This window comes from Streptococcus sanguinis (genome assembly GCF_019929145.1).
Lineage (GTDB): Bacteria > Bacillota > Bacilli > Lactobacillales > Streptococcaceae > Streptococcus > Streptococcus sanguinis_U.
The window spans coordinates 1151765-1164033 of the sequence record NZ_JAHZOW010000001.1; the positions used below are offsets into that span (position 1 = coordinate 1151765).

At 43.4% G+C, this 12269-nt stretch carries 13 protein-coding genes; 4 read left to right on the top strand and 9 right to left on the bottom strand.

Annotated features, from left to right (window positions below; translation table 11 throughout):
• Positions 1-38 precede the first annotated feature (38 nt).
• Positions 39-2309 (top strand): ATP-dependent Clp protease ATP-binding subunit, encoded by a 2271-nt coding sequence (locus K1I94_RS05450; protein WP_223314664.1) that lies wholly within the window; start codon positions 39-41, stop codon positions 2307-2309.
• A 48-nt stretch (positions 2310-2357) separates the two neighbouring features.
• Here the strand turns inward: K1I94_RS05450 and K1I94_RS05455 are convergent, their stop codons facing one another.
• Both K1I94_RS05455 and K1I94_RS05460 read right to left on the bottom strand, forming a co-directional pair.
• Positions 2358-2972 carry a GyrI-like domain-containing protein gene (locus K1I94_RS05455; protein WP_223314665.1) on the bottom strand — a complete coding sequence of 205 codons (615 nt, stop codon included), beginning with the start codon at positions 2970-2972 and terminating at the stop codon, positions 2358-2360.
• 59 nt (positions 2973-3031) lie between these two features.
• The gene (locus K1I94_RS05460) at positions 3032-3931 is read right to left on the bottom strand and encodes a helix-turn-helix transcriptional regulator (protein ID WP_223314666.1); all 900 of its coding nucleotides are present in this window, start codon (positions 3929-3931) and stop codon (positions 3032-3034) included.
• A 224-nt stretch (positions 3932-4155) separates the two neighbouring features.
• On the opposite strand from K1I94_RS05460, the gene K1I94_RS05465 reads away from it, so the two are divergent.
• Both K1I94_RS05465 and K1I94_RS05470 read left to right on the top strand, forming a co-directional pair.
• Positions 4156-4605 (top strand): NUDIX hydrolase, encoded by a 450-nt coding sequence (locus K1I94_RS05465; RefSeq protein WP_002896150.1) that lies wholly within the window; start codon positions 4156-4158, stop codon positions 4603-4605.
• A gap of 67 nt (positions 4606-4672) precedes the next feature.
• Positions 4673-4975 (top strand): DUF1827 family protein, encoded by a 303-nt coding sequence (locus K1I94_RS05470; RefSeq protein WP_002896152.1) that lies wholly within the window; start codon positions 4673-4675, stop codon positions 4973-4975.
• Positions 4976-5001: 26 nt separating this feature from the next.
• Here K1I94_RS05470 and K1I94_RS05475 read toward each other — a convergent pair whose 3' ends face one another.
• Positions 5002-5436, bottom strand: a complete 435-nt coding sequence (locus K1I94_RS05475) for a GNAT family N-acetyltransferase (RefSeq protein ID WP_002910315.1) — start codon at positions 5434-5436, stop codon at positions 5002-5004.
• Positions 5437-5458: 22 nt separating this feature from the next.
• On the opposite strand from K1I94_RS05475, the gene K1I94_RS05480 reads away from it, so the two are divergent.
• Positions 5459-5914 (top strand): MarR family winged helix-turn-helix transcriptional regulator, encoded by a 456-nt coding sequence (locus K1I94_RS05480; RefSeq protein ID WP_223314667.1) that lies wholly within the window; start codon positions 5459-5461, stop codon positions 5912-5914.
• Positions 5915-6050: 136 nt separating this feature from the next.
• On the opposite strand, the gene ileS is transcribed toward K1I94_RS05480, so the two are convergent.
• The 6 genes from ileS to K1I94_RS05510 form a co-directional block, all read right to left on the bottom strand.
• On the bottom strand, positions 6051-8843 hold the full coding sequence (gene ileS, locus K1I94_RS05485) for an isoleucine--tRNA ligase (protein ID WP_223314668.1): 2793 nt from the start codon (positions 8841-8843) through the stop codon (positions 6051-6053).
• 283 nt (positions 8844-9126) lie between these two features.
• Positions 9127-9921, bottom strand: a complete 795-nt coding sequence (locus K1I94_RS05490; protein WP_002898030.1) for a DivIVA domain-containing protein — start codon at positions 9919-9921, stop codon at positions 9127-9129.
• A 9-nt stretch (positions 9922-9930) separates the two neighbouring features.
• A complete protein-coding gene (locus K1I94_RS05495) occupies positions 9931-10716 on the bottom strand; it encodes a YlmH family RNA-binding protein (RefSeq protein ID WP_223314669.1) in 786 nt (261 codons plus the stop codon).
• Complete coding sequence (locus K1I94_RS05500) at positions 10713-10988, bottom strand: YggT family protein (protein WP_002896162.1); 276 nt, start codon at positions 10986-10988, stop codon at positions 10713-10715. The genes K1I94_RS05495 and K1I94_RS05500 overlap by 4 nt, the downstream gene beginning before the upstream one ends.
• 5 nt (positions 10989-10993) lie before the next feature.
• Positions 10994-11581: a cell division protein SepF gene (locus tag K1I94_RS05505; RefSeq protein WP_002904047.1), complete on the bottom strand. Its 588-nt coding sequence runs from the start codon at positions 11579-11581 to the stop codon at positions 10994-10996.
• A gap of 9 nt (positions 11582-11590) precedes the next feature.
• Positions 11591-12262, bottom strand: coding sequence for a YggS family pyridoxal phosphate-dependent enzyme (locus tag K1I94_RS05510; protein ID WP_002907044.1), 672 nt, complete (start codon positions 12260-12262; stop codon positions 11591-11593).
• Between the last annotated feature and the right edge of the window lie 7 nt (positions 12263-12269).

Sequence of the window (12269 nt, forward strand, 5' to 3'; positions counted from 1 at the left end):
ATAAATAGCTTGCACACTAAAAGAAAAGAGGTATCTGCATGCTTTGCCAAAATTGTAAAATCAACGAATCTACGATTCACCTTTATACCAATGTAAATGGCCATAAACAGCAGGTGGATTTGTGTCAAAACTGCTACCAAATCATGAAAACAGACCCTGAACATTCCTTGTTCGGCGGAATTGCTAATGCCAACAATCACGGAACAGATCCTATCGATGACTTTTTCAACAGCCTCAGCAATTTCCAACAGCCTCAGGAACCAACTACCCCGCCTACCCAATCTGGCGGAGCCTATGGGGGCGGTGGCGGCTACGGCTCTAATCCAAGCAAAGGTGGCCAGCCTCAGCCAAGTCCGCAAAAGCCAAAAGGCCTACTGGAAGAGTTTGGTATCAACGTGACTGAGTTGGCTCGGCGAGGCGAGATTGATCCTGTTATTGGCCGTGATGAAGAAATCGTCCGTGTCATTGAAATCCTCAACCGCCGCACCAAAAACAATCCTGTTCTCATAGGAGAGCCAGGAGTCGGAAAAACAGCCGTGGTTGAAGGCTTGGCCCAGAAGATTGTTGATGGTGATGTACCTCATAAACTCCAAGGCAAGGAAGTTATCCGCCTAGACGTTGTCAGCTTAGTACAGGGAACTGGTATACGTGGCCAATTTGAGGAGAGAATGCAGAAGCTTATAGATGAGATTCGTTCTCGTCAGGATGTCATTCTCTTTATTGATGAAATCCATGAAATTGTCGGAGCAGGCTCTGCTGGCGATGGCAATATGGACGCTGGGAACATCCTCAAACCAGCTCTGGCTCGCGGAGAACTCCAGATGGTCGGAGCAACTACCCTCAACGAATATCGTATTATTGAGAAGGATGCTGCACTGGAGCGCCGTATGCAGCCCGTTAAGGTAGACGAGCCGACTGTTGAAGAAACGGTTATCATCCTCAAAGGGATTCAGAAAAAATACGAAGACTACCATCATGTCAAGTACACAGATGCGGCCATTGAAGCTGCTGCGCTTCTCTCCAACCGCTACATCCAAGATCGCTTCTTGCCAGACAAGGCTATTGACCTCTTGGATGAGGCCGGATCCAAGATGAATCTGACCCTCAACTTTGTTGATCCCAAGGTCATTGACCAACGTCTGATTGAAGCAGAAAACCTCAAGGCTCAAGCAACCCGTGACGAAGATTTCGAGAAAGCAGCTTACTTCCGCGACCAGATTGCCAAGTACAAGGAACTCCAGCAGACAAGTGTACTAGACAAGGATACTCCGATTATCAGCGAGAAAACGATTGAGCACATTGTAGAGCAAAAGACCAATATTCCAGTTGGCGACCTCAAAGAAAAGGAACAGTCTCAACTAGTCAATCTTGCCAGTGACTTAAAGGCTCATGTCATCGGTCAAGACGATGCTGTGGATAAGATTGCAAAGGCCATCCGCCGGAACCGAGTCGGACTAGGAAGCCCTAATCGCCCAATCGGCAGCTTCCTCTTTGTCGGACCTACTGGTGTCGGTAAGACTGAACTGTCTAAGCAACTAGCCATTGAGCTCTTTGGCTCGGCTGACAGTATGATTCGCTTTGATATGAGTGAATACATGGAGAAACACAGCGTGGCTAAGCTGGTCGGTGCTCCTCCGGGCTATGTCGGCTATGATGAAGCTGGTCAATTGACTGAGCGCGTCCGCCGCAATCCATACTCACTCATTCTGCTGGATGAGGTGGAAAAGGCCCATCCCGATGTGATGCACATGTTCCTGCAGGTTCTAGATGATGGCCGCCTGACTGATGGCCAAGGCCGAACTGTCAGCTTCAAGGACACCATTATCATCATGACATCCAATGCCGGAACCGGCAAAGCTGAAGCCAGCGTTGGCTTTGGGGCAGCGCGTGAAGGCCGCACTAACTCCGTTTTGGGTGAATTAGGGAACTTCTTCAGTCCTGAGTTTATGAACCGCTTTGACGGCATTATCGAATTCCAGGCGCTCAGCAAGGACAATCTGCTGCAAATCGTCAACCTGATGCTGGACGATGTCAATCAACGTTTGGCAACCAACGACATTCATCTGGATGTTACGGAGAAGGTCAAGGAAAAATTGGTCGATCTGGGCTACGATCCAAAAATGGGCGCTCGCCCATTGCGCCGTACCATTCAGGACCATATCGAAGATGCTATTACTGACTTCTATCTAGAAAATCCAAGCGAAAAAGAGCTTAAAGCTATCATGACCAGCAATGGCAAGATTCTCATCAAGTCAGCCAAGAAAACTGAAAGCACAGAGTCCGTTCATTCATCACAAGAAGAAAAATAATTTTCGACAAAATAGAGCAGAAAACAATTAGTTTTCTGCTCTATTTCTTTATTGATCCTTCTGAACCTTGTAGCGCAGAATTGTTTTCAGCTTGCTAGGGTCTGTCCGATTCAGATTATTGAGATAGATTTCCCTATGAGTGTGTGAAATCCGTGTCAGCTGGTGACTCTGGCAAAAGGCATCCATTTTAGCAAAGGATTGAGGTTCTTCGTCAAAAGGTCCTAGGTGCAGCATGGCGACACACACTCCTTCCGTCATTTCTTCAAAGCGAATCTCATCATAGAGAGGATTAGGCTTTTTGACACGGACTTGTTCCAGAGCCTTTTTCACCATCTCTTCAGTGATAAAGTCCGGCTGCCCAATCATAATGGTATAAATCAATTCTTCTTTAATCAGTTCTCCTACTTGCTCTTGCTGCCAAATCCCTTCCAAGGGATAAACTGTAAAATCAGTAAATTCTTGCTCGGCCGCTGTCTTTTTGTAGTTCATTTTGATAGCATAGGCTAAACTGTACAGAGTACCAACTCGTTCCGAAAAGTCAGCAGCATTAGGATTGCCCTTGCCGTCAATCATGATAAAAGACTGGGCAGGAACATCTATGAGACAGGGTGCAGACTTGATTTGATAGAATTCTCGATTGGCTTTTCTCCATTCATATTTCATGAGAGAGCCCTCCTTTCTTTACTACAAACAGTATAGCAAAGAAAAGCTGACAACCTCTGTCAGCTTTTATAAATATCGGCAATAGCTTTTAACTTTTCTTTGAATTCTTCCCGTAATCGAGGCGGCTCCATGATTTCAACTCCCTCCAAAAAGGATAGCAAGTAGGTATAAAGACTATCGTGACTCGGCAAATGCGTTTGGACATAAAGGCTCCCCTCAGTCTCCTCTATCTCTGCTTCTGAAAACTCCTCGTACACCCGAAAGGCATACTTCCGGTCAAATTTCAAGAGGACTTTTACAGTATCTCCTAGCCACTCCTCAGGACTAAATTTCTCATCCAAGACTCTCTGCTTAAATCGTTCCTCTAACATCTGACAGTCTCTCATTCTGCTGAGTTTAAAAAAGCGCGGAGCTTGTCTTAAGCGACAAAAGCTAGCAACATACCAGTTTTGGCTTTTAAATACTAACTTCAGCGCCTCTATCTTGCGCTGCTCTCTTTCTCCCCGCCCATTCAAATAAGAAAAAGACAAGACTCTTCTTTGCAAGATTGCCTGCTTAATCGTATCAAACAGTTCTTTCTGATCTGCTTTTTTGCGCCAGTCAGTGAAATCCACCTCCAGCCAGGAAGTTGCCTGAACTTGAAACAAGGACTGTAGCTTAGACAGGGTCTCTACTTGCTCGCCATCTGTTAAAATCTGCAATCCTTGAAGAGCAGCTAATAGCTCATCCCTCTCAGACTCTGAAAATAAGGCCTTGTCTAAGACAAAATCCTTCATCAGAAAAATACCCCCGCCCTTGCCTGGGTTGCAATAGATAGGGATTCCTGCCAAACTCAGCTTGTCCACATCTCGATAGATGGTCCGAATGGATACTTCAAATAGTGAGGCCAATTCGGGAGCTGTTGTGCGGCCCTGCTCTAAAAGAAGATATAGGATTTTAAAAAGTCTGCTTTCTGTCATAAAACCACCTCGCTCCTATTATAACAATTTCTTCTAAAAATGTTTTACCATTCCTATAAAGAAGAGTTTTCTAAACGGTCGGAGGAAGGAATTTATTATTTGAAGGGGATTTCTTTCAAGGACTATCATTCTTTTTCTGTCCAATAAACCGAGTAAATTCTTGACAGCTGGTCCTTAGTCCATTATGATAGATAGTAAACTGACTAGAGATTGAGGATATTAGAATGACAAATCCAACCTTTGGTGAAAAGGAAGCAAATGTAGAATATGTGACCCGCTACGGAGTCTATGCCGTTATCCCAGACGAAAAGAAAGAAAAGATTATTTTGGTTCAGGCACCTAACGGGGCTTGGTTTCTGCCCGGTGGAGAGATTGAAGAGGGGGAAAACCATCAGACTGCGCTTGAACGCGAGCTGATGGAAGAACTTGGATTCACGGCCCAGCTTGGACGCTATCTTGGACAAGCTGATGAATATTTTTACTCCCGCCATCGCGACACCCATTTCTACAACCCGGCCTACCTGTATGAGGTCACCTCTTTCCAAGAAGTCCAAAAACCGCTGGAAGATTTCAACCAGCTTGCCTGGTTCCCAGTCGAAGAAGCTATTGAAACACTAAAACGCGGCAGCCATAAATGGGGTATCCAAGCCTGGAAAAATACACTTAAAGCTTAAAGAAATCATTCACAATTCATAGCAAACATGTTATAATAATAGCAGGTATAAAGCAGGAGGAAATCGTATGAAGCTTATTAATACAACAAACAGTCATGCTGACCTTGTCAAAAGCCAATTGGAAAGCACCGATGCGATATTAGTCGAAGTTTATTCTGCTGGAAACAGCGATGTTGTTTTTACACAAGCTCCTCTTCACTATGAAATTTTGATTTCAAACATGCACCGTGCTGTACGCGAACAGGAAATCGAAAAAATCAGAGAATTTTTCTTGAAGAGAAAAATTGATGCAAATGCTATTGATAGAGCTGCTATCCGCACGATTTACGCTAATAATCTAATCGAAATTTCCATTCCTGTGAAACAGTAAAAACTAAGGCAATCGCCTTAGTTTTTTTATTGTTTATAGATCATGGTAATGTGAGGTGTCGATTCAAAAATAAAAGGTTGGCCAACTGATTTGAAGCCATACTTTTCATAGAGAGCAGCCACCTGAACCTGAGCCTCTATTTCAATTTCCTTTCCTGGCCATTTCTCAGCACATAATTGCAAGATTTCTCTGATAAGCTGTCCTCCTAAGCCCTGTCCTCGTGCAGACTGAGCTGTGACTACTCGACCAAAGACCAAATGCTCTCCCTCTTCAAAGACACGGGCATAAGCATCAATTTCCCCTTGTTTATTAGCATGGTAAACATGCACTGCTTCTAGGTCCTTCTCATCCAGCTCATGATAAATGCGCTCCTGCTCCACCACAAAGGTGTCAATGCGAAGTTTTAAGATTTGATAAAATTCTATCGAGTTCAGCTCTGTTAATTTTTTCCTAGACCACATACTTGTTTCCTCTAACTTTTTAATGTATAATAAGTGCAAACGCAACTATCAAGGAGTTCCTATGGATTATCGTCAACTTTTCCGGCAAATGGGCTTTATTTCTAGACAAGCCATGATGAAAATGAATCAGAAAGCCAGTAACTACTGCCTAGACAATAATTTATTTCTACTACTCATTCGTATCGTCGAAAACGAAGGTCTCAGCCAGTCACAACTGGCAGAACTGGTGCAGATTGACAAGACTACTCTCAGCCGTTCTCTAGGAAAGCTGGAAGATAGAGGCTTGATTATCAAGAAGACCAAAGCTCAAAATAAGAAGTTCAAAGAGCTCTATCCTAGCAGTCAGGCTCTCAAACTCTACGACCAACTGATTGGCTTTGAAAACACCTACGCCAGTCAGGCTCTGCAGCAACTAACTTCCTCTGAGCTCTTTCAGCTCCAAAATATTTTGGCTAAAATAGACACACCTAAGTTATGACTAGTATAACAGAAAACAGTTGCAAATGCAACTATTTGTTTTTCTAATTTAGTTTTAATTTAACAAATTTTAAAATCAATCTATCTAAAAAATGGCTTACCACTAAAGGGCAAAGCCATTTTTTATTTTGGAAAACTTACTTGCTCTCAAAGCCTTCTACGACAGCTTGAGCAAAGTTTTCTTCTAAAATTTCTGCACAGTGGTCACAGACAAGAGCTTGATAACTGCGCTCTTGAACTGTTGTATCAATGCGACGGCAGCGATCACAGACTTGTCCCTGCGCATGCTCTACGACAAAAGCTACATCTTCAAAGACTAGAGCGCCTTCTGGAGCAGGTCCTTCAGCAATCGTTAATTGAGAAACGATGAGGAGCTGGGCCACATCGCTGTTAACTGCTTCCAGCAAGGTCTTGATGACTTCATTCGGATAGACAGTCAGGTGCGCTTCCAGCGATTTTCCGATAACCTTTTCATTGCGGGCTTCTTCCAAGGCTTTCTGAGCCTGACTGCGGAAGTCCATAAAAGCAGACCAAGTGTCCAAGATTTCTTCTTGATTTGGGAAAGTCAGAGCTTCTGGCAATTCGGATAACTGAACAAATTCTTCCTCTTCATGCTCCAGATAAGACCAAATCTCTTCTGCTGTGTGTGGCAGAATTGGCGTCAACAGCTTGGTAATCTTGACCAAAACATCATAGAAAACAGTCTGCATCTGACGACGTTCCAATGATTTAGCGGCTTCGATATAGACGACATCTTTGGCAAAGTCCAGATAGAAAGCAGACAAGTCAACGGTCACAAAGTTGACAATCGCTTTATAAATAGTCAGAAACTCAAAATCCGCATAAGCCTTGCGAATAGTCTCTACTAATTGATTGAAGCGGATAGTCATGTACTTATCAACGGAGCGAAGCTCTTCGTAAGCTACAGCATCCTCAACGGGATTAAAGTCAGAGGTATTGGCAATCAAGAAACGCAAGGTATTCCGAATCTTACGGTAGGTTTCAGAAACTTGGCTCAAGATATCCATAGAGATGCGAACGTCGTTGCTAGAATCAACACTGGTTACCCAGAGACGCAAGATTTCCGCACCAAATTGTTTTTCTACATCGCTTGGAGCAATGGTATTTCCAAGTGATTTAGACATCTTTTCACCCTTACCATCTAAGGCAAATCCTTGTGACAAGATTTGTTTGTAAGGAGCTACGCCATGGTTGGCAACTGAAGTGATGAGGGATGAGTTGAACCAACCACGGTATTGGTCTGAACCTTCTAGATAAAGATCAGCTGGGTAAGTCAATTCCGGACGGTTTACCACTACACCATTCCATGATGAGCCTGAGTCAAACCAAACGTCCATGATGTCCGTTTCCTTGGTAAATTCGCCGTTTGGAGAACCTGGATGAGTAAATCCTTCTGGCAAGAGGTCCTTGGCTTCACGCTTCCACCAGACGATAGAGCCATGCTCCTCAAAGAGTTGAGCTACGTGTTCGATGGTTTCGGCCGTCATGATTGGCGTTCCGTCTTCAGCATAGAAGATTGGCAACGGCACACCCCAAGCTCGCTGGCGAGAGATAACCCAATCACCACGGTCACGAATCATATTGTAGAGACGTACCTTGCCCCATTCAGAATGGAATTTAACCTTTTCAATTTCGTCCAAGATTTCTTGGCGGAATTTAGAAACAGATGCAAACCACTGCGGCACTGCACGCCAGATGATTGGTTTTTTCGTACGCCAGTCAAATGGATATGAGTGAGAAATTTCTTCCTGAGCAAGGAGCAAGTCACCAAGCTTTTCAATAACTGTTGGCGCAACTTTGTCATAGAACTGGCCTTCAAAGTCTGGACCAGCATTTTCCATCATGATACCGCGCTCGTTGACTGTGACAAATACTTCCAAGCCGTTAGCTACACCGACATTATAGTCGTCCTCACCAAAACCAGGAGCTGTATGGACAATACCAGTACCAGAGTCAGTCGTAACGTGGTCACCCAGGATAACAAGTTCATCTACAGCGGTATCCCATGGGTGAACTGTCACGATGTGGTTCAATTCTTGACCACGGTAGGTAGCCAAAATTTGAACATCGGCCCAGCCAAATTTCTCGGACAAGCTGTTCAATAATTCAGACGCTACAATAAACTTGCGACTTTCTCCCGCTGGCTGGGCCAAAACGTAGTCAATATCTGCTCCTACAGTCAAACCGCGAGAGGCTGTAATGGTAAATGGAGTCGTTGTCCATACGACGATGTAAGTATCTGTGTCTAGTACCCCTTTACCATCTTTGACGCGGTTAGCATAGTAGAGAGAGGTGGAAACCAAGTCATGGTATTCAATTTCCGCTTCAGCCAAAGCTGACTCAGAAGACCAAGACCAGTAAACGGGCTTAGCACCACGGTAAATGTAGCCTTTCTTAGCCATTTCGCCAAAGACACGGATTTGAGCCGCTTCATAATCTGGTGTCAAGGTTACATAAGGATTTTCCCAGTCACCAGAAACACCCAAACGCTTGAAGTCCTCTTTTTGCTTTTCGACTTGGCTAAGCGCATAGTCCCGACACATGTTGAGGTATTCTACCAAGTCCAACTCTTTACGCTTAACGCCTTGCTTTGCTAATACCTGCTCGATTGGAAGACCATGCGTATCCCATCCTGGAATGTAAGGTGCATAGTAGCCAGCCATAGACTTTGAGCGAACAATGATATCTTTGGAAATCTTGTTCATAGCATGGCCGACGTGAATATTCCCGTTAGCATAAGGAGGGCCATCATGTAGGATAAAATGTGGCTTGCCTTCATTCAGTTCCTGACGGCGTTGATACAGCTTAGCTTGATCCCATTCTTTCTGCCAAATTGGCTCCTTATTTGGAAGACCGGCCCGCATAGGAAAAGCAGTTTTCCCAAGATTAAGTGTTTCTTTCAGTTTCATTGTATTCCTCTTTATTTTTAAAATTACAAATTAAAAACCGCAAACTTCTCCAAAAAGGACGAAAATTCGCGGTACCACCTTTGTTTAGGCAAGACAATAGCATGATGCTCCTCTTGCCCCTCTTTGTCCGTAACGTGGACCGCCGTCTCATCCTACTGATTTCAGACGAAAGTTCTGTAAAATGATAGCCCAAGCAAGATGGACTGCAGATCTCTCACCATCATCTGCTCGCTGAAAGTATTTTGCTTGGCCTGTGTTTTTACAATCTTAGCTTCTTTAAAAATTATAAAATATTTACTGGAACTTTTTGTTCCCCATTTGTATCATCATCGTGATGATCAGCTTCTGAGTTTTCCTCAGCTGCGTGAGCTTCAATATCTTCATCGCTGAGCGGAGAAAAAGCTTGGGTCGCAGCCAATTCTCGGTTTGCAGCTTCAATGCGCTCTTGCAACTCAGCCATTTCTTCTGGAGAAAATTGACGAGTCACATCCACCTCTTCCTCGCGGACAACTGCTTCTTCTCCCAGAACCTCCGATACAACTTCCTTGAAGGCCTCATCGCTGGTCTGCAGGTAAGTAGCTGTCGGACGCAGGATTTCTTCCCATTCAGATGAATTTACAATACTGAGTTGGCTCTCAATGGTTGATTTCAAGCGTTGGTGGAAGACACGTGTTTTATTTTTCAGTTCTTCAGTTTCAATGGCTACTTTCTTAGCATTGTCAGCTGCCTGACGCAAAATTTCATCAGCCTTATACTTAGCTCCATCCAACAAATGCTGCGCATCCTGCTCTGCCTGACGGACAATATTCGTAGACCGCTCGTTAGCAGCCACTTTAACGCGCTCAGCCGTATCCTGAGCAATCAAGACAGACTGGCTGAGAGAGTCTTTCATCTCATCAAAATATGTCAGACGTTCTTCCAGATTACGAATTTTTGCTTCTTTTTCGTGGTTTTCACGAACTAAGTCCTCATAATCACGGACAACGATGTCAAGGAATTCATCTACCTCTTCAACATCATAGCCTCTAAACTTGGTTCCAAAGGATTTATCTTTAATTTCTAATGCTGTAAGTGTCATAGTTCCTCCTCATTTACTAGCTAATAATTCAACGGTTAACTTATGTTTTCCATTCTTGGAAAGGCCATTTTCTCTTAAAACCTTAAATCTTCCAAATCGTCTAACGCTAATTAAGTCTTCAAGCCCGACCTGCTGGCTGGGATTGTCATTAACAGCGTAGTTCATTTTCACATGCTTGCCAGAAATCAGCTGAGCAGCCTGGCTTCTTGATAACTTAAAGGTGCTGGCTACCAACTTGTCCAAGCGAAGGCTAGATGCTAAAATTTCTCTGGTAACAGCCTGCTTCTGCTCTTTCAGCTGCTCTGCAAAGGAAACTTCCTTTAGTCTAACAGGCATCTTTGCTACTTTAGTGACATGATCTATAAAATACTGAGCCAGTCTCTTATCTACAAAGAGCTGAGCACGGTCTCCAACCACAAGAATATCGCCAAAGGTCCGTCTTTCAATCCCTAATTGATTGAGAAGAGTGCCCATAATCTGTGAATGACTGATTTTATAAAATTTGCTTGCATAGGAAATTTCCAGCAAGCTCAATTCAAAATCATCCATATTCAGTTGGTAATAAGAAGGCGCCACAAGAACTCTTGCCAATTCACTTGGAAAATAATCCGAACTAGCAAAGACTTGCACATCATATTGCTTGCCAATATTCTTCAGGATTGAGACCTGATGGGGATTCAGAAAAGACGTTGTTTCAAACGCATAGGTATCTTGAACCCGCTGAAGCAGCTCCAGACTCCTATCAATAAACTCTCGATCCTCATGCGAAAAATGTTGATATAAATCTTTCATCATAATAACATTAGTAAGACGCTTATTAAATAAAAGACCACACGATTTAAAAGGTTTAAAGCCAGAATTGCAACCCAAACGGTAAAGTCCAGCCCTGCAAACTGCAAGGGAAGACGGCGGAAAAGTTTTAAATACGGTTCTACAATTCGTGTTAGAAACTCTCCGAATTTGGTTTGATAGGCTCCTGGAAACCAAGACAGAAGTGCATAGACAATCAAGGCAATGCTATAAAGATCGAAAAGATTAGAGATGGCACGAATTACAAAATATAACATATCTCTTATCTACTGCGCTTCATATCAAAGTCGAATTCGCTGATTTCAACATCGTTAGGCAAGCGGATATCTTCCACATTTACCACTACATTAATCGGTGTCAGCAAATACATAGTGCTTGCAACTTTTTTCAAATTTCCAGCCAAGACATAACGCGCACCGTCTAGGTAGTCTAAACAGCGACGAGCCTGTACCTCAGTCATATACTGGAAGTCAATCAGGATGCTTTCATTGGCCAAAAGCAGGTCAACAATTTCAGTCGCTTCCTCATATCTCCTCGGATAGCGAACATCAATCGTAATCTTCTCATCCGCATTTGCACGGTGCTGAGCCAATTCCTGCTGACGTGCATGCAGTCTGGTAATATTCTCTGTCGAAGATTTCTGTTGTGGCTGTGGTTTAGGCTGTGGCTTCGCCGCAGCAGCCGGACGAGGAGCTGGCTTGCTCTCTCTGACTGGCTTAGGCTGAACCAATTCAGGCTTCTGCTTAACAGGCGCTGCAGGTCTGCTGACAGTCTGCTCCTGAACCTCAGTCTCATCTCCATCTTCTGTAAAATAATCTATAAATTTATCAAATCTATCTTTTAATGACATATTTCTTTCCTATTTAAAAAATGCTGTACCAATTCTGACATAGGTCGAGCCATGGGCAATTGCTTCAGGATAATCACGGCTCATTCCCATGCTTAATTCAGAAAAGGGCATATTATTTAACTGTTTCTTTTTTAATTCTTTTTGTAGTTGATGAGCCTTTTCAAAAATTTGGTTCAGCTCCTCATGACTAGCTTCAAACGGAGCCATAGTCATCAATCCCACAATTTGAACATTTTCTAATTTTTCAAGTTCAGGCAGGACAACTTCAAGATCTTCAACTAAAAAGCCATGCTTGCTCTCTTCTTTAGAAATATTCAACTGCAGGAAACATTTAATCACATGTTCAGCCCGTTTGTCAATCTCCTTGGCCAATTTTACAGAATCTAAAGCGTGAAAGTAATCAACATAGTTAATCACATCCTTGACTTTTCTCCTCTGCAAACTGCCGATCAGGTGCCATGTCAGATTCTCATCTTTCAGAGCATGGTATTTATCTAGAAATTTATCTACCCGATTTTCTCCGATATGCTGAATACCTGTACGTGCAAGCTCCTGAGTTGTTTCGCAGTCAACATATTTGGTAACTGCAATGATATTTACTGAATCTTTCAAACGATGGGCTTGCTCCGCCGCTTGAGCGACGGATTGAAAGACCAACTCTTTATTATTCTGCAAATTCATGATTTAG